This window comes from Halopenitus persicus, assembly GCF_900107205.1.
GTDB classification, from domain to species: domain Archaea; phylum Halobacteriota; class Halobacteria; order Halobacteriales; family Haloferacaceae; genus Halopenitus; species Halopenitus persicus.
Genome location: NZ_FNPC01000004.1, coordinates 311,552 through 331,839, shown reverse-complemented (window position 1 = coordinate 331,839; position 20,288 = coordinate 311,552). Strand labels below are relative to the sequence as shown.

16 protein-coding genes are annotated in these 20,288 nt (G+C 53.8%); 11 read left to right on the top strand and 5 right to left on the bottom strand.

Features of this window, described 5'->3' with window-relative positions; genetic code table 11:
• Positions 1-39 precede the first annotated feature (39 nt).
• On the bottom strand, positions 40-1,320 hold the full coding sequence (locus BLV25_RS08810) for a glycosyltransferase family 4 protein (RefSeq protein ID WP_092732302.1): 1,281 nt from the start codon (positions 1,318-1,320) through the stop codon (positions 40-42).
• An 89-nt stretch (positions 1,321-1,409) separates the two neighbouring features.
• Here BLV25_RS08810 and BLV25_RS08805 point away from each other — a divergent pair, with 89 nt between their 5' ends.
• Genes BLV25_RS08805 through asnB form a run of 3 tightly spaced genes read left to right on the top strand, consistent with a single transcriptional unit; the run spans position 1,410 to position 5,388 of the window.
• A complete protein-coding gene (locus BLV25_RS08805) occupies positions 1,410-2,411 on the top strand; it encodes an NAD-dependent epimerase/dehydratase family protein (protein ID WP_092732299.1) in 1,002 nt (333 codons plus the stop codon).
• A complete protein-coding gene (locus BLV25_RS08800; RefSeq protein WP_092732296.1) occupies positions 2,408-3,424 on the top strand; it encodes an NAD-dependent epimerase/dehydratase family protein in 1,017 nt (338 codons plus the stop codon). The genes BLV25_RS08805 and BLV25_RS08800 overlap by 4 nt, the downstream gene beginning before the upstream one ends.
• An 8-nt stretch (positions 3,425-3,432) precedes the next feature.
• On the top strand, positions 3,433-5,388 hold the full coding sequence (asnB, locus tag BLV25_RS08795; RefSeq protein WP_092732293.1) for an asparagine synthase (glutamine-hydrolyzing): 1,956 nt from the start codon (positions 3,433-3,435) through the stop codon (positions 5,386-5,388).
• A gap of 60 nt (positions 5,389-5,448) precedes the next feature.
• On the opposite strand, the gene BLV25_RS08790 is transcribed toward asnB, so the two are convergent.
• Genes BLV25_RS08790 through BLV25_RS08780 form a run of 3 tightly spaced genes read right to left on the bottom strand, consistent with a single transcriptional unit; the run spans position 5,449 to position 9,707 of the window.
• Positions 5,449-7,164, bottom strand: coding sequence for a carbamoyltransferase family protein (locus BLV25_RS08790; protein ID WP_176819464.1), 1,716 nt, complete (start codon positions 7,162-7,164; stop codon positions 5,449-5,451).
• 49 nt (positions 7,165-7,213) lie between these two features.
• Positions 7,214-8,551: a sulfatase gene (locus BLV25_RS08785; RefSeq protein ID WP_092732287.1), complete on the bottom strand. Its 1,338-nt coding sequence runs from the start codon at positions 8,549-8,551 to the stop codon at positions 7,214-7,216.
• Positions 8,544-9,707, bottom strand: a complete 1,164-nt coding sequence (locus tag BLV25_RS08780) for a glycosyltransferase family 4 protein (RefSeq protein WP_092732284.1) — start codon at positions 9,705-9,707, stop codon at positions 8,544-8,546. Before BLV25_RS08780 ends, BLV25_RS08785 begins: the two co-directional genes overlap by 8 nt.
• Positions 9,708-9,939: 232 nt before the next feature.
• Between BLV25_RS08780 and BLV25_RS08775 the strand changes: the two genes are divergently transcribed.
• Positions 9,940-11,076: a glycosyltransferase family 4 protein gene (locus tag BLV25_RS08775; protein ID WP_176819463.1), complete on the top strand. Its 1,137-nt coding sequence runs from the start codon at positions 9,940-9,942 to the stop codon at positions 11,074-11,076.
• 10 nt (positions 11,077-11,086) lie between these two features.
• Here the strand turns inward: BLV25_RS08775 and BLV25_RS08770 are convergent, their stop codons facing one another.
• Entirely contained in the window at positions 11,087-12,562 is a 1,476-nt protein-coding gene (locus tag BLV25_RS08770) for a flippase (protein ID WP_092732278.1), read from the bottom strand.
• A gap of 392 nt (positions 12,563-12,954) precedes the next feature.
• Between BLV25_RS08770 and BLV25_RS08765 the strand changes: the two genes are divergently transcribed.
• The 7 genes from BLV25_RS08765 to BLV25_RS16730 all read left to right on the top strand — a co-directional run bounded on the left by BLV25_RS08765 (position 12,955) and on the right by BLV25_RS16730 (position 20,280).
• On the top strand, positions 12,955-13,731 hold the full coding sequence (locus BLV25_RS08765) for an FkbM family methyltransferase (protein ID WP_176819462.1): 777 nt from the start codon (positions 12,955-12,957) through the stop codon (positions 13,729-13,731).
• A 311-nt stretch (positions 13,732-14,042) separates the two neighbouring features.
• On the top strand, positions 14,043-14,879 hold the full coding sequence (locus BLV25_RS08760) for an FkbM family methyltransferase (RefSeq protein WP_092732272.1): 837 nt from the start codon (positions 14,043-14,045) through the stop codon (positions 14,877-14,879).
• Positions 14,880-15,354: 475 nt separating this feature from the next.
• Positions 15,355-16,155, top strand: a complete 801-nt coding sequence (locus tag BLV25_RS08755) for a glycosyltransferase family 4 protein (protein WP_176819461.1) — start codon at positions 15,355-15,357, stop codon at positions 16,153-16,155.
• 45 nt (positions 16,156-16,200) lie between these two features.
• Positions 16,201-17,073 carry an alkaline phosphatase family protein gene (locus tag BLV25_RS08750; RefSeq protein WP_092732266.1) on the top strand — a complete coding sequence of 291 codons (873 nt, stop codon included), beginning with the start codon at positions 16,201-16,203 and terminating at the stop codon, positions 17,071-17,073.
• 273 nt (positions 17,074-17,346) lie between these two features.
• The gene (locus tag BLV25_RS08745) at positions 17,347-18,162 is read left to right on the top strand and encodes a CgeB family protein (protein WP_176819460.1); all 816 of its coding nucleotides are present in this window, start codon (positions 17,347-17,349) and stop codon (positions 18,160-18,162) included.
• On the top strand, positions 18,159-19,385 hold the full coding sequence (locus BLV25_RS08740) for a glycosyltransferase family 4 protein (RefSeq protein WP_092732260.1): 1,227 nt from the start codon (positions 18,159-18,161) through the stop codon (positions 19,383-19,385). The genes BLV25_RS08745 and BLV25_RS08740 overlap by 4 nt, the downstream gene beginning before the upstream one ends.
• A gap of 4 nt (positions 19,386-19,389) precedes the next feature.
• Complete coding sequence (locus BLV25_RS16730) at positions 19,390-20,280, top strand: glycosyltransferase family protein (RefSeq protein WP_143114413.1); 891 nt, start codon at positions 19,390-19,392, stop codon at positions 20,278-20,280.
• Positions 20,281-20,288: the final 8 nt, after the last annotated feature.

The window sequence follows — 20,288 nt, the reverse complement described above, 5'->3', positions numbered from 1 at the left end:
TTGGAATTCAGGATGGTCCGATATTGCTGGTAACGCCCATTAGTTACTCCCCACAACTTCATCGAACAGGCCTGCATACTGTCGCAAAGCGTGGTCCACAGTGTATCGCTGCTCGAAACATTCCCGGGCATTCCGGCCGAGATCTTGGACAGTCTCCGGCTTGTCGGCCCACTCTGCAAGAACATCGGCGGCTGTTTCCACATCATCCGGAGGCACATAGCTGCCACAGTCGTATTCGCGAACGACGCGTGCAACTTCATCACCGTCGCCAACGACTGCCATAATTGGCATACCCGCCGCCAATGACGAATATAGCTTCGAGGAGACACACATTCCTTCCATCTCGGGTTTGATGCCGACTAGCGAAGCGTCACCGCAGGTGAGTGTTTCCGGGAGCTGCTCCAACGGCTGAAAGGGGAGGAAGCGTACGTTGTCGATGTGACGGCGTCGGACTTCTTTTTGCAACTCCTCTTTTCGTGCACCTTCGCCGATAATTAACAACTGAATGTCCTTGCGGCCGCGTGATTCGAGCTGTGCGATGGCGTCGATAGCGGTCTCTAATTCGTGAAACCGCCCGATATTCCCCGAATAGAGGAGTGTGAATTTGTCGACGGTGTCGTTCTCTTTCGCGAAGTCGTTGGTTTCCTTCTTACATGGCTCGATAAAGTCCTCGTCCTCCCAGTTTGGAATGACCTCAATACAGCCCGGTTTGAAGTCACTATCGTGTTCCAACTTCTCAGTCAGGTGCCGTTCCATTGAGTCGCCGAGGACGATGATACGGTCGGCGTCTCTGTAGACTGGCCGCATCAGACGGTCCCACGCGCGGGCGACGATGCCATTCCGTTCCAGATAGCCTAATTCAACGGCCATATCCGGATACACGTCATAGACGAGATAGACGTAGGGAACGCCTCGGATTTTATGGTTCACCCAGGCGATCAGTGGAAGGATCGGTGGGTTCGACAGGACGAGGACGGCATCATCGTCACTGTGTCCACAGAGGAGTCGCACCAGAGCGAGGACTGTGAAGGTAATCCAGTTTACGACACGCAACGGAATCGAATCCTTGTCGAACCGCGTTGAGCGGAGACGTTCGATTACGACGCCCTCGTGAGTTTCGCGGCGTGGAACGGACATCCGCCTATCCTCGTCGTGGTAGTTGGGATGGCTGGTGAGGACGGAAACATCGAATTCGTACCGTTGTTGGAGACCAGTAGCCAACTCCGTCAACAATTGTGCTGTCGATGCCTCCTCTGGATGGAAGTATTCCGTAAGAACCGTGAGCGTCTTCGACGACTCACCCTCCTGTGGCGAACCCATTGTCACAAATGGTGGGCCAGTGGTAGTGAGACTGACGGTACCGATCGAATGACCGAAGTTATATTACCCAGCGCAGTCGCTCCTGGTGTATGGACTTTGGCGGATCTCGCGTACTCGTAACCGGGGGCGGCGGCTTTCTCGGAAGTCACCTCGTCGATCGACTGATAACGAAGGACTGCGAGGTCGTCGTTGCGGACGACTTCTCTCGAGGTCGCGTCGAACATATCGAACAACACGAAAATGACATCGACCTCGTGCCCGTCGATCTCACAACGCCGACGGGCTGTCAGCGCGCGACCGAAGACGTCGACTACGTCTTTCATCTGGCCGCTAGCGTCGGCGGCATTCACTACATCCAACGTGAGAACGTCGGCGGCCTCACGCCCAGCGTGTTAATGAACCACCACCTGCTCGATGAGGCCCATCGAAACGACGTTGACCGCTTCCTGTTTGCCTCCAGTGCCTGCATCTACCGCCAGCAACACGACGGACTCAACCGTTTCTCGGAGGAACAGGCAATACCTGCCGATCCGCATAGTACCTACGGATGGGCAAAGATTCTCGGCGAAGTCGGCTGCCACGCCTATCACGAGGACACAGAGATGGACTGCGGAATGGTTCGCATCTTCAACGCCTACGGCACCCGCGAGAACCTTGATCCGGAGAGCAGCCACGTCATTCCGTCGCTGTGCCGGAAGGTCATCGAGGAACCCGACGGTGGTTCCATTGAACTGTTCGGTGACGGCACGCAGAAGCGTGGCTTCATCTATGCCACCGACTGCGTCGAGGGGATGATTCGTGCGATGGCCAACAAGACCGACGGCGAGGCCGTCAACCTCGGCAACGGCAAGGAAGTCGTCTCTATCAACGACCTCGCCGAGACCATCATCGAGATCTCCGGTAAGGACCTCACAATCGAACACGACACTTCGAAGCCGACCGGCACGGACAAGTACGCTGCCGACACGACGCTGATGGAAGAGTCACTGGACTGGCACCCCGAAGTCACGCTGGAAGACGGTGTGCGCGAAGTCTACGAGTGGGCAGAAGAGAAACTCGCAAGTGAGCAGGCCATAGAGGGAACGGTATGAGCTACGACGGCGACACGGTGCTGGTGACCGGCGGCGCTTCCTTCATTGGATCGCACCTAGTTGAGGAACTGGTTGCACGCGGCGCAGACGTGCGCGTAGCAGACGACTTCTCCAGCGGTGAGCGATCGAACCTCGACGGCGTCGCCGACAACGTGGAGATTCTGGAGGGCAATCTCAAACACTGGGACTTCGCAGACGAGGCCAGCGAGGGCATCGACCGCCTGTTTCACCTCGCCGCGGACCACGGCGGACGCGGATACATCTCCAATTACCCCGCCAACTGCGCGACGAATATGGCGCTGGACAACATCGTCTTCGAGACGGCCGTCGAGAACGGCGTCGAGAAGATCACTTTCGCCTCCTCTGCATGTACTTATCCGACGGACATCCAGCAGGAACGCCAGCGCCTCGCCGAAGATATGGTGAGTTTTGAGGAAAGGGGCGGCGCCTACGCCGACGAAGCCTACGGCTGGGCGAAACTGATGGGTGAACGCTCCCTGCAAGCCTTTCACGACCAACACGGCGTCGACGCAAGCTCGGTGCGGATCTTCACCGCCTACGGCCCGCGCGAAAACGAGACCCACGCTATCGTCGCGCTCATTGCCAAGGCTTTCGCCGGACAGGATCCCTACCAGATCTGGGGTGACGGCGAGCAGACGCGGAACTTCACGTACGTCGACGACATCGTGAGTGCGCTGGTGCTGGCCAACGAGAAGATAACGGACGCCACGCCGGTCAATGCGGGTATCAGAGAATACATCTCGATTAATGACGTGGCCGAGGCCATCTTCGAGTATATGGACTGGGAGCCCGAGGAAATAAATCATATGACCGACAAGCCCGTCGGCGTTCGTCATCGGGCCGCTGATACGACGCGTGCCGAGGAACTGCTGGGCTGGGAACCCAAGTACTCGCTGGACGATGGGATGGCGGAAACGATTGACTGGTACGTAGAAAACCGTGACGAGGGGTACATCCGGGAAAATCTGGAAACGCTGCTACACGAACGGTAACTTGACCGATGTGTGGCATCTGGGGATACGTCGGCACCGATACTGGTATTCCAGTCCAGGACGCGTGGGATGGGCTCTGTAATCTCGATGATCGCGGGCCAGATGACTGGGGGCTGTACACTGACACAACCGGAAAGATAGTCGACGAGGACGCAGTCGGCGAGTCGGACTGTTCCGTCGCCCTCGGAAATCGCCGTCTGAGTATTCTCGATTTATCCGCAGCGGGAAACCAGCCGATGACGGTTAATGGTCGCTACTGGCTGATATACAACGGCGAAGTGTATAATTACCGCGAACTGCGAGACGATCTACGCGAGAAGGGGTACGCGTTCGACTCGGATTCGGACACCGAAGTCGTTCTTTGCGCGTATCGAGAGTATGGTGCGGACTGCGTCGAACTGTTTCGTGGAATGTTCGCGTTCGCCATCTGGGACACGGCCACCGACCGACTCTTTGCTGCCCGTGACCGATTTGGCATCAAACCGTTTTATTACGATGCCACCGGAAGCGGAATCGCGTTCGCATCGGAGATCACGTCGCTCCTTGCCGGAAGCGTTACGGATCCCGTCGTGGATCCCGTCGCAATCGATGGCTTTCTCGCGCTCGGTTCCGTCCCAGCCCCGAAAACGATTCTCCGCGACGTTTGCTCGCTACCCCCCGGAACGACCCTGGAATTTGACCAGTCTACTGGCGACAGAGAGATTCGACGATACTGGCAACCGACGTTTGGAAGTACAGCGATGGACGGCGAAGAACGGCCAACCCGCGGATCGACCGGTGTCTCGGATCGCGTCCGTGAACTGTTCCTGGACAGTATCGAGCTCCGGATGCGTAGTGACGTCCCCGTTGGTGCCTTTCTCAGCGGAGGGTTAGATTCGTCCGCGATCGTCGCCGGCATAACTGACCGACGGGAATCAGAGACGCCACTTCACACCTTCTCCATCGACTTCGATGACAGTGACTATTCTGAGGGTTCCTTCGCCCGCGAGGTCGCCGCCGAGTTCGGAACTGAACATCACTCACGAACAGTGTCTGCTGAAGACGTTCGCGACCAGTTACCAGAAATCATCGAGCAGATGGACCAGCCAACTGTTGATGGTGTCAACACGTTTTTCGTTTCGCAGTTGGCTGCACAGGCCAATTTGAGCGTCGCACTGTCCGGGTTGGGAAGTGACGAGTTGTTCTATGGGTACCCGACGTTCGATCGGGTCCCGATATTAGCGCGTGCAGCACGGGTTGCAAACCGGCTTCCGGACGGAATACAGACGATTCTTGCAAAAGCATTCGACGTTGCCGACGGCGTCGCGCCCACGACTTACGCCGGTCACTTGGCGGACGTTCTCCGTTCGTCCGCTCCCTTTGGGTCCGCATACGCGGCCGCTCGCGGCCTATTCACACGGAGTCAGCGAAGGAAACTACTCGCTGACGAGAGCGTGACCGACTGGGGCAACGAGATCAACATCGAAATCGAGAATACGCTCTCAGACGCCACTCTCAGCGAGGCAGTATCACATACCGAACTCACGTGGTATATGCACAACCAGTTACTCAGGGACACTGACGCGATGAGTATGGGCCACTCGCTGGAAGTCCGCGTTCCATTCCTTGACGCGGAACTAGCTGATTTCGTTATGTCGACTCCTGCCGCGGCCAAGCAAGAGGGAGAAAAAGGAGTACTGAAAGATGCGGTTGCGGACGCGGTCCCGTCGGTGGTACTCGACCGCAAAAAGACAGGGTTCACGTTCCCCTTCGAGAATTGGCTTTCGGGCGAACTGGCGCCGGTCGTAGACGATGCACTCTCGGAACGACGTCTCTCGAAGACACAAATTGAACGTGCGGGCGCGGAAGATATCCGGCAGCGATTCGAGAATGGAGACGTTCACTGGTCTCGGCTGTGGGCACTAGTTGTCTTGAGCCTCTGGATCGACACCCACATTACCAACCACAAGCGCGCCAGCTCCTGAGAGGCCGCAGGTCCCTCCGGTCCTTGTCGCTGTTCACCGACGGTTGATATACGCCGTCCGTTATCCTTTGGTCAGGAGATAGTCACCGACCGCAAGCGCGTCGAGACCGCAGTTGTAGAACGTTTCGATCGCGTCTTCGGGAGTACAGACGATTGGGTCGCCGCTGAGATTGTAGGACGTATTTAACAATACCGGCGTTCCAGTTCGATCACCGAACCTGTCGATCAGACGCCAATATCGCTCGTTGACCGACCGTCGGACGACCTGTGGACGCGTGGTCCCATCGACGTGGGTGACGGCCGGGATTTCGTCCCGACGATCCTCTCGGACCGCGTAAGACGTGATCATAAACGGGTCGTAGGTCGGATCGACGAGATACTCCTCGACTGCTTCCTCTTTGATCGACGGTGCAAATGGTCTCCAAGAGTCTCGGAATTTAACACGCTTGTTGACACGATCCATGCTATCATCACGGGTCGGGTCGATGAGAATTGACCGATTTCCGAGCGCTCGAGGGCCGTACTCCATCCGACCCTGACACCAGGCAACGATGTTTCCGTCAGCAAGTAGGTCCGCACACCGTTCGACGATATCGTCCGGACGGGAGTATTCGAGGAGTCGATCCTCGAATACTTCCGGCACACTACCCGTGATGTCCGGCCCCAAATACGGGTGGTTGAGTTCGAACGGTCGATAATTGTCGGAGGTATGTCGGTGTGCACTGAGCGCTGCACCGGTCGGTAGGCCGCCATCTCCGGCGTTGGGGAAAATGAAGTAGTCCTCGAGATCGAATGTTTCGAGGATCCGCTGGTTAACTTGGACGTTGAGAAACACCCCGCCTGCGGTCGCCAGTACGTCGACTCCGGTTCGATCCAACCACGACCCAATTATTTCGACGACCTGGTCCTCCAGCAACTCCTGTGCCGCTGCTGCCGTTTCTTCACGCCCGTACTCCTCGATTATCCCGGTGACGAAATCGACCTCCTCTTCGAACGACCAGTGATGCGTATCGTGAACTTCCCACGAAGCAGACCGGCTGAAGTCGTGTCCATCCGCAAGCTCTCCGTCTTCGTACCGAGGAAGGATCTCTCTGAGTTCGTCTTTCGCGTCCGGATCGGGGTCAGCGTAAGATGCTAGCCCCATAGTCTTGCCCTCTCCGTTGCCGATCCACCATCCCAGCGCCTGGGTGATGACACCGAAAAACCACCCCAGCGATCCGGTTCTGTCCCACTGTTTGTGGTTCTCGAGGTGACCGTCGCGGCCGTGCCACACGGTCCCCGAGAGGCGGTCACCGAGACCATCGAGCGTCACCACGAGTGCGTCGTCGTGGCCACAGCAGTAGTAAGCCGTCGCCGCGTGGGCCTCGTGGTGATTCACTAGCGAGACGCTCATCGTGTCCGGGAACGTAACAGTACGAGCGTACTCCGGGACGCGAGTGTTGCGTTCGGAAGCACGGCGGAGGGTTTCGACCGACTCGCGCGTGAGTTTCTTCAACAACGAGAGCGAACTCTGTGAGACGTTCGTCGTGTCGACGTCCGCGTCGAGCAAGAGGCGTGCGTCGGTCCGGAGCACTTCCGAGGGGACCGCAACCGTGTCCAGATCTGCAGTCGTAATGCCGGCAGTATCGAGACAGTACCGAATTGATTCGAACGGGAGGTACCCGTAGTGTTTCGTCCGGTTGAACCGCTCCTCGTTGACGGCCGCGACGATCTCGCCGTCCTGGACGAGCGTCGCTCCGGAATCGTGAGTGGTAGAAACACCAAGAATCGTATCCATAGTAACACCTCGCAAAGGCGTCCAAAATTCGTTTCGTTTCCGTCGACAGTTATTCGAGATACCCGAGGCTCCGGAGGCGCCCGTCGAGTTCGTCCGAATCGAGGTGCTCCGTGCTGCGTGTTTCCGCGCTATACCCGCTCCGGTGTGCATCGAGAAGCTCTTCGAGACGAGTGGCCACCTCGGGATTCGATTCGAGGACGTTCGACGATTCGTTCGGGTCTTCACCCAAGTGGTACAACTCCGCGTCACCCGCGTCGTCGATGTACTTCCAGTCCGACGTTCTGACGGCCCCGATGTAGACCGGATCCAGACGCGCCTCACTCACGATCGTCGCTCCGAGGTCTCCCGGCTCCCCTTCCGGTCGCTCACAGTCGCGTCCGTCGGCCGCTTTCGACTCGAACAACGACGTCCCCTCGAAACCATCCAGCGACGCACCCGCGGCCTGTAGCAGCGTCGGTCCAACGTCGAGAAGTGGGACGAGTGAACCGCGATCTCGCTCGATCGCGCGGTGCGATGCCGGGGGATCGACTGCGAGTGGCACGTGGATGAGTTCCTCGTACAGTTTGCTTTCGTGCGAGTACGATCCGTGTTCGAAAAATTCCTCTCCGTGGTCCGCCGTGATGGCGACCATCGACTCCGCGAGGCCAGTCGACTCTTCGAACGCATCGAGCAAGCGCCCGATCTCTCGGTCGGTGAAGGACACTTCCTCGACATACGTCTCGCGGAGTCGCTCACGCTCCGATTCAGTCACTTCGATCGGAGAGTGGACGGCCTTCCGCCAGAGGCGTTCCGACCGATACTTTTCGAGGTACTGGATGTCGTCTTTCGACTGATAGGGGCCGTGGACGTCCATATAGTGCACCCACAGGAAGAACGGCTCGTCGTCGGTGGACTGGAGCCATTCGATCGCCCGGTCGGTAAGCCTGTCCGCCGGGACGTAGGGATGCCGGCGGACCAGCCGCCCGATCTTGTCCGCGAGAAGGGCGAACTTCCCGGGAAGTCTGTCCGAGAATCCGCCGAGTCCGTCGTCGAAGTAGTCGAAACCGACGTCGAAGCCGAACAGTTCCGAGAGGAGCGGGTTCGTATGAATGCCCGCCGTCGTGTACCCGGCCTGGCGGAATCGTTCCTGGATCGTCGACGCTCCTTCGACCAACACGCCCTCCACCCCATCGACGAAATCGATGCTCGTCAACCGTGATGGGTACCGTGACGTGAACAGCGACGGCATCGAGAACGTCGTATACGGCCCCTGAGCGAAGGTCCGGTCGAACTCCGTTCCCGCTTCGGCGACCCGGTCGAACGTTGGCGTCTCCGCTTTCCCCCCGTGAGCGTGGTCCGCACGCAGGGAATCGACGGTCACGAAGAGGACGTTTGGGAGGTCAGTCATCGTGGAGTTCCGTCTCTCCCGTCGATTGCGCGGCGGTCGTTAGAAGTGCTTTGGTTCGGTCGACGGTTCTGTCCCACGAGAACTCCGTGACGCGGTCCGTCCCTCTGGCCACGAGATCGTCCCGACGTGTCTCTTCGGTCAGGACCGCTTCGATGCTGTCGGCGAGCGCAGTCGGGGAATCGGGATCGAACAGGACTGCCGCACCGTCAACGATCTCGGGGATGCAGGTGGCGTCCGCCGCCACGATCGGCGTCCCACTCGCCATCGCCTCAACCAGCGTGTGACCGAACGTCTCGAGTTTCGAGGGGAGCACGTACAGCGATGCGTGCTGGTAGAGATACGGGACGTACTCGTAGTCCACTTCACCGAGAAACTGTACCTGCTTGTCGATACCCTCGTTCCGGCAGATCTCCTGCAGCCGGTCGAAGTACTCCGGCGCCGAGTTCCGTCCAGCGACGAGGAGGTCGTATTCCGACCGAATCCGCTCCGGTAGTCGGGCGTATCCCCGGAGCAACGTCTCGTAATTCTTGTGCTCGTTGATGGTCGATATCGTGAGGAGATATGGTTTGTTCGCCCCGATCCGGTCCCGCAACTCGTCATCGGGTACTGCTGGCTCTTCGAACAGCGACCGGTCGAGCCCGTGATAGACGACGTGGGTTTTCTCAGCGGGGAGCCCGAGTGTTTCCGCCGAGATGTCCCGGGAGAACTCCGAGACGAAAAACACCTCGCTCGCCTTTCGTGCCGCGAGCCAAGTGAGATATCGCTGGAGACGGAACTTGACACGCCGAAACCGGGTCCGGTCGAGATCCGGCGCGCGGAAGTACGGGTTCGGGTTCCGGATCGCCAGCACCGACGGACACGGCGCCAGTAAGGGCGTCAGATCCGCGGGCGAAAGGAGCACGTCAACGTCCCAGTACCAAAGCAACAACGGGAAGACGACCTGCTCGTAGAAGAGTCGGCCAAGGAGGAACCCGACTGGGAACGACGTTTCCACGAACCGGATGTTCGACGCGTCGACGCGGGTGATCTTGTCGCGCCCCGCGGGCACGAGGACCAAGTACTCGTCACCGTCGTCGGCCAGCCGCGGGAGCACGTTCTCGAAGTAGGTGATCCCGCCGCCGGTGACGTGGGATAGCGTGTTAATGGCGACTTTCATGTATCATCTGCCGTTGCTGAAGCGCTGAACACAGATTTTCTGTGCGGGTGATGGACATAAATCTCCCGTACCGACGCTGTCAGGTTGGGATGGTAGCTCCATTCGATCGGTGGTTCTCGTCATCCTCCCATCGCAACTGCTATGCAGACGGGAGGTCCCACCTGAACCCATGACGCAACCGCGGCTCTACATCGCGACGCGGGATCCTCGCGGACTCGGTGGTGTGGCTTCTATGGCGCGATTCGTCTACGAGATGGCCGCCGAAACGGGATACGATCCCTGCCTCGTCTGTAACGTCCTCGATCCCGAAGTAGATGTACGCACGACCGATCTTCTGACGCTCGATATCAACCGTAAAATCGAACACACGACCGTCGATGGAATGGAACTGAAGGGTATTCCGCGAATCCTCCCGGAGATCGAATTCACCCAGTACGTACTCAACCGTCGATTCTGGCAGACGGCACTTGCCGACGGTGACGCATACTTCGGCGTTGGCGGCTCGAATCACTGCTGTTTCCCGCTCGTCCAAGGAGGTCATTCATTTGGTTCTTGGACTGCCACGCAGTTCTGGGAGGACCGCATCGACCGGCTGGAGTCGGCATCCTTCCCGCGCCGAGCACGCGATCATCTGTCGAAAACAATTATGGAATGGATCGAAGGGCGGACGTATCGGAGCGCCGATCCAGTTTTCGTTCTGAGCGAACACACTGCCGACGCTGTCGCCCAGCGTCACGATATCGAACGCGATGAAATTCGTGTCGTTCCATATCCGATCGACACCGATCTCTTCAGTCCCGCTGGTATTGAGAAACCGGACTGTGATCGTCCGACCATACTGTTCGTCGGCCGGTTCAACGACTCGCGAAAGAACACGTCGTTGTTGCTCCAAGCGATTGATACTCTTCGCGAAGATATCCCCGACATCCGATTGCTGCTTATCGGTGACGAACCCGACCCGAAACTCCAGCAACAAATCGACGCACTCGACCTGAACGACCACGTTGAGTCCATCGATTACGTCGACAACGAAAAGCTACCAGCGTATTACCGCGGTGCGGACGTGTTTGCCATCCCGTCACAGCAGGAAGGATTAGCGATCGTCGGACTGGAAGCGATGGCCTGCGGGACACCGGTCGTTTCCACGCAGTGTGGTGGCCCCGAGGAGTACGTTATCGACGGCGAAACGGGCTATCTCGTTTCAGCCGACGATATCGACGCTTTCGCCGATCGATTGACGACCGTTCTCCACGAGGACGGGAGCAGAGAATCAATGGCGAACAGAGCTAGAGAAGTAGTAGTCGAGACGTACAGCCGTGAACAGGTGGGTCGAGTGTTCCGAACGGAACTGGAAAATCTGGCAAAATAAACAGCACCGCTCAGAATCTGCCGATGTACTCATCTAGATATGAGATGAATCCAAGACGGTTGCCAGTTGCAATATCAATGACCACGAGTGATATGACGTATATCCCCGAGAAGAGAGCGATGTGACCCAGGAATAACAGGACTGAATCGACGTGGCTTACTACTGACCACGACGCAAGGGCACTCAATATAGCGACGGGGGGAATGAACCAGAGTGCCGACAATGACGGTGTGACGCCACACCAGCGGCGCATTGCAACCCAGTGACTCCCGTTCGCAATCAGTGTAGCGACTGCCGTGCCCAAAGCGGCTCCGGCGATTCCATACCTTGGAATCGCCAGGAGATTGATCACAATATTTGCCCCAAGGGCGATCGCATTAGTAGCGAAGATGAATCTCGTGTGGCCTTGTGATTTCACGGTTTCCGTGGCCGGTCCAGATACTACTGCTATCATATTTCCGATCACAATAATAATAAGTGCAGTAGAGCCGCGACCGAAGGCTTCCCCAAATAGCATTCTTAGGGATAATTCCGGAAAGGTGATAAGATAAACTGCTGGTGCAAATGAAATAATTACAGTCCATTTCACTGCTGTTCTGTACCGGCGTGTAGATTCAGCACGATCGCCTTCTTCAAGAAGAGAGGCAACTTCCGGAAGAAAACTGGCACTCACGGCTCCGGTAATAATGAGAATATTCGTACCGAGTAGAAATGCAGTCTGATATTCGCCAACTGCTTCCGCCGTTATCAGTATCCCGACAAGGAAAGTATCTATCCAATTTGATATTGTTCCTGTTACGTTGTTGAATAACAAGGGAACGGAAAATGTTAGTAACGACTTAGAGGGCGAGGATATTCCACTACGCGAGAGATCCAACAATCTGAAGATGAGCATCCCCCCCATAGCAACGGCTATCCAAGTCGAGACCACGTAGACGTAGAGAAGATCCACGAATACACCACCGAAAAGTATGACGAGAGCGGCAAGTATGATGAGCGACCCACGTCGGCCCAACTGCCTAATGAGGACTGAGTACTCGGCACGTTCGAACCCCATCGCGATGGCGACTACCAGATCCACAATAACGATTCCTGGAATGGCAAACGCGAGTATGCGGATGGGCCTGATCAAACGACTGTTCTGGAAGATGTGTGTAGCGATAGCAGGAGCTAAAAGAAACAATCCGCCAGCGACAAGTACTGAGATAACACCGCCTATTAGTAACCCACTTGACGCTGTACCCTTGATATGTGCCCGATCATCTACTGCTCTATAGCGACTGATAAAGGTAGTCACCCCCGTAGGAAGGCCGACACCTGCGACACCCGCGCTGATGGTCACGGTCATTAGTGCAAGCGAGAATAACCCAAACTGTTCGGGACCAAACGACTGTGCGATCAGTGTTTTGAATGCAAATGCTGACAGAGAGCCGATAACTGATCCGACGGACAAGATGAACGCATTTTTGGCTAATCTGGAAGTCATCAGTTAGGTGAGTGTGCTGATTGTCGTTCTATTGGTCTAACCGATTCGTATTCACTAAGGAGTGTGGATATCATCATACCAATCAACGAATGTCCTAATGATGCGCAAAATTAGAGGGAATTCGTCAGGTACAGTGCTTCCTTAAGTTGTGAAGTAGTTGAATAATGGTTAGGTACACTTCTCCAACTATAATTCAGCGAACATTCACAATCTTTATTCATCTACTATTAAACGCCACCCTCTGTCAGTACGCTACTGATACAATCCCAGCCCGTTTCAGGCTACCGGAGTATCATATACCGTATTTTTAGTAATTTTACAACTGTACTGTATGACGATCAGTTGGGATTCGGACCAGCACTATGATATACGTTCAGGTGCCAGCAGGTAGTATGAACATCAAGCGTAACGTCCTTGATCGATTATTTCCATTAATATCAGATAGGAAAACGGTTTCATTAGGTTCTGCGTCGGCCACTTATTCAATTTCGAGTAGACTGGACTATAATTCAGTAATCTCTTTCGGTGGCGAGAGAGGAATTTTATATGACCTACTTCATATGGTGAATAGTGACGATGTATTCTATGATATTGGTGCACACTACGGGTTATATACTTGCCTTGTTGGGGATCTATTGAATGAAGGGGAAGTTATCGCTTTTGAACCATTTCCAAACAACGTCGAACAGTTAAAACGAAATATCAGCATCAATCAAACACCAGCCCGGGTTGTCGAGAAAGTCTTGTGGGACCAGGAGGGGAAGGTTGAAATGGGTCGTGATCACGAGAAGACAGGAACTCGTGTTATCAATACCGGAGATGGAAGGATTTCAGGCGAAACTACAGAAGATCAATCAATGCGGAGAGTGACGGGCGATTCGCTTGTCTGGCAACAGGATATTCCAGAACCAACCATACTGAAAATTGACGTTGAAGGTGCTGAAGTTCGTGTTCTCCGAGGACTTAAAAAAACACTCCAAAATTCTGATTGCAGGCTTATTTTCTGCGAGATCCACTTTCCGATGAAAGACGGAATTCGGTCCCCGAAAGATTATGATGATAGCCCTTATGAGGTCTACGATATTCTACGTGATCACGGTTTTTCAATTACACAACTTGATCCTGAAGGAAATAGGTATGGGGAGCATTTCATCTGCGCTGAACGATAATTGAAGGTAAGAAGCCTCCGGGTTTTTCCCTTTTGTTTAGACACTAGTGTGAGCGTTTTAACGCCGAATTTCACGATTCGAAGGCCGTACTGTCTCGGGAGTCACAGTTGGAGTGATAATCTGATGGGATCGATCCGCCAGAACGACGGAATCGTTAGTCTTCGTTGAATGAACCGTCTCGATCGTCGTTCTTTGATGAATCGTGGAACAGGGTACTCTCAATAGAGTCGCTAACTCGCCCAAATTCACGCATCTAAACACAGCCTAGTCCGAGTGTCTTATACAGGAAGAACAGGTTATATACACTACGAGTGAAACGATTAGCTAAACGCGGGTTAGCCGTACTTCGGAGGGAGGGTATTGCGAATTTTATAGCGGGTATTATAAATTACATTAATAGAAGAACTACAACTATATATAAAAATTATAAATTTCGAGCAACGGGACAGAAACATATAACTATCGATGTATTCGATGAACCAATTAAGATCTCTACACGGAATTATGAACAGTATAAGAGAGTCAATGAATACAAAAACTCATCCAGTTCTGCAGAAAAAGAAATTGTACACCTGTTATTGAATAGAATAGATAACGGGGATGATTTCTACGATATCGGATCTAATATCGGGATTTATTCGTGTATAATTGGTAGAAATATATCTAGTTCTGAAGTTTTTGCCTTTGAGCCATATCCACCGAATGTCAGAGAAATAAAACTAAATACAGATTTGAACAATCTAGATATAAATATTTACCCTATAGCTTTATCAAGTGATTCTGGTACGACAGAGTTGCAAATTTTAAAGACAGATGTACCGGGAAGTCAAGAACATACACTTTCAGAGGTAACCTATCATCAAGAGACCCATCTTGAAAAAGAAACTATTGAAGTCGACAAAATATCAGGGGATGAATTGATACGTGATGAAAGCCTTTCAGTACCGAATGTATTAAAAATAGACGTAGAAGGCGCTGGTCCAGATGTTCTTAGAGGGTTGTCAGAAACTCTTAATGAGAAGGAAATACACACTTTAATTGTAGAACCACATAACAATATTCCAGAGATAGAAGATGAATTGCTGGAAGCTGGATTCAATATCGAGAAAAGGGACGGGTATATTTACGCGTATAAAAACAAATCATAATGCACATAATATTTAATTCGAGCGGTGTTCGTGACATACCAGATCAATTCCTCGACACGACATCGGTCACAGACCCATAAACCGAAATTATAATATTCAATATAGGTATTAAATAATGAAAGTATCTATTTCCGTTCCTGGTACATTCCACGCTTTCAATCTCGCTACTCAGCTCTATCATCGAGATGCGCTTGATACGATCTATACGACGTATCCACGTTTCAAATTAAACCACGATCTGCCACCGGAGTACGTCGAACCAATCCGTCACGCGGAACTCGTGATGCAACTTGGGATTCGTATCCCAGGTCTCAATCGACTCGTTCCAAGCAAGTGGAACAGGCCCTTTCAACGGTGGAAAGGAGACCTCTTTGACCGTTCGGTTTCTCGTCGACTATCAACCGTTGAGGACGGTTTATTCCTCGGTTTCGCGGGATCGTGCCGTCAGAGCCTCGATCGGGCCGAGAAGTTGAATATGACCACTGCGGTCGAACGTAGTTCGTCTCATATCAGAACCCAATGGGAAATTCTCTCGAGAGAGTATCAGCGTCACAACGCGGTCAGCCCCCCGCTTTCCGAGGACGCGGTCGCCGACGAAGAGCAGGAATACGAGGCGGCGGATTATATCGTTACTCCCTCAGAGTTCGCCTACCAATCGTTTCTCGACAGAGGGTTCGACGAACGATCTGTAAAGTGTATTCCCTTCGGTGTCGATCCGCCGCCGACGACTTCGTGTTCACGTGACTCCGAGACGGTTCGCTTTCTCTTCGCGGGAAACGTGAGCATACGAAAGGGGATTCCGTATCTCCTCGAGGCGTGGGACAAGGTCGACTTGCCGGACGCAGAACTCGCGATCGCGAGCGAAGTTGAAAAAGATCTACGACCCCTCATCTCGGATTACGAGGAGAGAAATGACGTCCGTCTACTTGGGTGGGTCGACGACCTCGAAGACTGTTTCAACCGTTCATCAGTGTTCGTCTTCCCGTCTCTCGAGGAGGGGAGTGCTATCGTGACGTACGAGGCGATGGCGGCGGGCCTCCCGCTTATCACGACGTACAATTCGGGTTGGGTCGGTGAAGACGGCGTCCACGGTATCGAGGTTCCGGCAGCCGACAGCGGGTCCCTCGCCAACGCGTTACGAAAATTATATGATGATGCTTCCGAGCGACGTCGAATGGGGAAGGAAGCTGAGACTCTCATCCGGGAGAACTATACACTCGACGATTATGGAGAAAGAGTTCATCAGGCGTATCGATCTATGATCGACAGCAACTAACGAGTCGAATCTTGTAAGGGTCGTGCTGAAAAACGAGAGGAACAGATGAAAGGATTTTCGAAGGTTAGGACCGGAATCAAAAACCCAAAGATCGCCCTGGTATACGGCTACGGAACGTTTCGAAACCGAATATTTGGCGGAAATGATGGAACCTACGTCCTTGACGAGGACTGGGATAACCTGATCATCCTTGATGCCTGTCGATATGACCTGTTCGAAGATGTGAACGATCTCCCCGGCGAGCTTTCATCAGTCAGATCTCGGGGTTCCCACACCGGCGAGTTTATGGAGCAAAACTTCGGTGGAGGTTCCTTTCAGGATGTCGTCTATGTCTCTGCGAATCCGCATCCGGCCGAGGTCAACGCGGAGTTCCACGCAGTTAAGCAAGTTTGGGAGAACGGTTGGGACGAGGAACTCCATACGGTTCCGCCTGAGCCCGTCGTTGAAGCCACTCTCGAGATGGCGTCCGAATATCCGAACAAACGATTGATCACGCACTTTCTCCAGCCACACTATCCGTTCATCGGAGAGGAAGGACGAAGATTCCACGAGGAGTACGGGTATACGAGCCTCGACCAACCAGATAATATTTGGCTGAGAATGCGGCGCGGGGAGATAGATCGTGAGCGAGTTTGGGACGTGTATCGCGAGAATCTCACTGTTGTATTGCCATACGTGGCTGAACTGCTAGAGAAACTCGAGGGAAAAACGGTCGTCACGTCCGATCATGGGAACGCGTTCGGTGAATGGGGTATCTACGGCCATCCCGGGAGCGCATATATCGATCCTCTCGTTACTGTCCCCTGGTTGATAGCAAATTCGAAAAACAGAAAATCAGTGGAGACAGGTGAAACGACTGATCGAATGTCGCTAGAAGAGGACGTTAGTGACCGACTTGAACAACTTGGCTACACGTAAATTCATTTTACACACAGACTGAACGAATTCCCTACTTATTCAAACCGCAGCTTTTGGGCAGTGATAGAACGAAGACTGAAGTTGTCGATTTTAAGTATACTCATCGAGTACCCTATATCGATGATGATAGTGGTCGCGGGTCTCGATCAACACTCGTCTCTCGGCCGGTCTTGTGCGAGGGCCTTCGAATCCCTTGGTCACGAGGTAACGTACGTCGACACTTCTACACGAACGTTGCCAGTCTTCGGCTACACGCTCGGAGTCGACTCTGTGGTGAAAGATCTGGAGCAAGCGGTGCGCCGAAATTCCCCGGATCTAGTCTTTGTTGTGAAGGGAAGCGACTTTAGTAGGGGGAACATTGAGCAAATACGGGTCGATTCAGACGCGACCATAATTAATTGGAACCCGGATAATCCGTTTAAAGTCCGTTCGAAGGAACGCCGTATGCAAGAGTATCTCGATGCTTTGCCAGAATACGACGCCGTGTTTATCTGGTCAGAAGAATTGTTCGCCCCCCTACGTGAAAATGGTGCCCGGAACGTTGAACTACTCCCCTTTGGCTACACACCCGAACTACACTACCCTGCCCGATCTAAGCCGAAATATGAATGTGCGACAGTATTTCTTGGTCACTGGTCGAAGAAACGCCAACGATACCTTACCCCGCTCGCCGAGAGCGACATTGATCTCTCGATCTATGGCGGGGGCTGGAAACGCCATTGCTTCGATCGAACGGTTCGACGTCACGTTCAGGGTGGGCCAGTGACTGGTGAAGAGTACAGCGTCGCAATGTGTTCCGCTGATGTCGTCCTCAATATCGTCGCCGACCACAACCTCAATGCATACAATTTCCGTTCGTTCGAGATTCCCGCAACCGGGTCGGCAATGTTGACGACCCATACCGAGAGACAGGAAGAGATATTCGGAGACGGCGCAGCTTACGCCAACGATCCGGAGGAACTATTGTCCGAGACGAGGCGACTACTCAGTAACCCGGATGAACGACAGCGGATGGCTGAACGTGGTGCAGATCGAGTCCAACCCCACACGATACGGACACGGATGGAACGAGTGATCGAGACGGTATGACCGCAAAACAGGAACCGGATAGTTTGAATAGTCGTGACAAAGAAGCCTGCCAGCTGGTCGCGTTGGCCTCTCACCCCATTCAGTACCAAGCACCGCTGTTTCGCGAACTCTCCTCTCGCGACGAAATCGATCTTACCGTCTACTTCTGTGATCGACAGGGAATCGAGGCGAAAACAGATTCCGGGTTCGAGACGGAAATCGCCTGGGACGTTCCACTACTCGAAGGCTACGATCACGTATTTCTGGACAATATCTCTCCCCTCGAAGATACAAACTCCTTCTTTGGTTTGCTTAACCCCGGACTAGTGATGAAGTTACGTGAAGACCAACCCGATGTTCTATGGATTCACGGATATATGGCCGCGACGAATACACTTGCTTTCGCAATGGCGCCTTTCTGTGATCTCGGCGTGATCTTCCGGGGAGAATCGACGCTTCTCGACCCCCCGCCGTGGTACGTTCGTAGTATCAAACGACAGATCCTTCGTACTCTGTTCGAGACCGTTGATGTTTTCGCGGCTATCGGCAGTCGGAACCGTGAATTTTACACGTCCTTCGACATTGCTGACGAGCGTATCATCGACGTACCCTACACTGTCGATAACGATTTCTGGCAGTCTGAAGCCGCGAAACTTCCCGAATCTGACGATCTACGGGACCGACACGATATTTCGTCGGATCAGACCGTGTTTCTCTTCGTCGGTAAGCTCATCGAACGAAAACGCCCAGATCTCCTCTTACAGGCGTTCTGTACCGCCACAGCTAACGACGACGCAATCCTGATGTTCGTAGGTGACGGTGAATTACGGGACCAACTTGAACGAGAGACGCGTCATCGAGGTAGAGACGAGGATGTGATATTTGCCGGTTTTCAGAATCAATCGGAACTCCCCGAGTACTACGAACTGTCTGATGTATTTGTTTTACCAAGCAGACAGGAAAACTGGGGGCTTGTGATCAACGAAGCGATGAACTTCGGTCTCCCGATCATCGCCACGGGAGAAGTCGGTGCAACGGAAGATTTGGTTGACGGAGAAAACGGATTTGTTATCGATACTGCGGACGTTGCTACCCTTGCCACGGCTATTAAGGACTGTCTCGAACGTCCAGGGATGGTTGAGGAAATGGGCCAGGTTTCGAAGGAACGTATCGAGGACTGGGGGATCGAACAAACGGCTGATGGTATGATTCGATGTGTCCAAGCGGTAGTAAATGGTGTTTAAACGAATGCCATCAGATGACCGATTCGGTGTCTGTTACGTGGCTACCGGGGGCCAGTTCGTCAAAGAGGCGAACCGGTCCGCAGAACGGATCGATACTGTTTCACCGGATACACCATGCTCTATTGTGACTGACGAAGCGAGTACTGATATCGTGTCTGATGTGTTTGATGAGCTGTTGACCTTATCGGAGCCCTCGTTCAGTTGGACGGACAAGCCAAGAGGGCTGGCACTATCACCGTACAAACGAACGCTCTATCTTGATTCAGATACTTGGGTCGTCTCGGCGGACGGACTCGCCGACCTAAATACAGTTCTCGATCGAGTTCCGGTGGCCGCTGCGCATGGAATCATTCGTTCGATCGCTGCAAAATACGAAAGTCGACCAATAAGTCCTTCACCAGCACCACCGACCTATCCTTGGTTTAATACTGGTGTCATCGCATTTCGTCGAGACGATGCAAACGAACTTCTAACAGAGTGGCAGCAACGACATGAGACCTATGAACAGGAGCTGGCCGGGATAAACGATCAGGAAGCCTTCCGAGATGCGGCCTACGTTTCGGACGCGTGTATCCACACGATACCTCCTGAATACAACTACCGTGTCGGCAACGGGTTTCAATATCTAAACGGCCCAGTTAGAATACTTCACGGAAGGTTGAACGAGCAATCGTACCGGGATATCGCAAACACAGTAAATGACGAACGTGCACTCCGTGACGATGGCCGGTCCTACCGGATCGTTCGGGTAGGAGAGGATGCTATTGCCCGGCGTGTCGGTCTCACGAAGACAGAATATCGGTTGTCTCGTCTTTTCCTCTCCCTCTCTAGAAGAGGATTAGGAACAACAGCGAGTCGCGTACTTGATTGGATTCGTGGGGGGAGATTCCATTGAAACGCAGT

Coding starts and splice junctions, on each gene's coding strand:
- BLV25_RS08810 (WP_092732302.1), bottom strand. CDS start 1,320: ATGGGTTCGCCACAGGAGGGTGAGTCGTCGAAGACGCTCACGGTTCTT.
- BLV25_RS08805 (WP_092732299.1), top strand. CDS start 1,410: ATGGACTTTGGCGGATCTCGCGTACTCGTAACCGGGGGCGGCGGCTTT.
- BLV25_RS08800 (WP_092732296.1), top strand. CDS start 2,408: ATGAGCTACGACGGCGACACGGTGCTGGTGACCGGCGGCGCTTCCTTC.
- asnB (WP_092732293.1), top strand. CDS start 3,433: ATGTGTGGCATCTGGGGATACGTCGGCACCGATACTGGTATTCCAGTC.
- BLV25_RS08790 (WP_176819464.1), bottom strand. CDS start 7,164: ATGGATACGATTCTTGGTGTTTCTACCACTCACGATTCCGGAGCGACG.
- BLV25_RS08785 (WP_092732287.1), bottom strand. CDS start 8,551: ATGACTGACCTCCCAAACGTCCTCTTCGTGACCGTCGATTCCCTGCGT.
- BLV25_RS08780 (WP_092732284.1), bottom strand. CDS start 9,707: ATGAAAGTCGCCATTAACACGCTATCCCACGTCACCGGCGGCGGGATC.
- BLV25_RS08775 (WP_176819463.1), top strand. CDS start 9,940: ATGGCGCGATTCGTCTACGAGATGGCCGCCGAAACGGGATACGATCCC.
- BLV25_RS08770 (WP_092732278.1), bottom strand. CDS start 12,562: ATGACTTCCAGATTAGCCAAAAATGCGTTCATCTTGTCCGTCGGATCA.
- BLV25_RS08765 (WP_176819462.1), top strand. CDS start 12,955: ATGAACATCAAGCGTAACGTCCTTGATCGATTATTTCCATTAATATCA.
- BLV25_RS08755 (WP_176819461.1), top strand. CDS start 15,355: ATGACCACTGCGGTCGAACGTAGTTCGTCTCATATCAGAACCCAATGG.
- BLV25_RS08750 (WP_092732266.1), top strand. CDS start 16,201: ATGAAAGGATTTTCGAAGGTTAGGACCGGAATCAAAAACCCAAAGATC.
- BLV25_RS08740 (WP_092732260.1), top strand. CDS start 18,159: ATGACCGCAAAACAGGAACCGGATAGTTTGAATAGTCGTGACAAAGAA.
- BLV25_RS16730 (WP_143114413.1), top strand. CDS start 19,390: ATGCCATCAGATGACCGATTCGGTGTCTGTTACGTGGCTACCGGGGGC.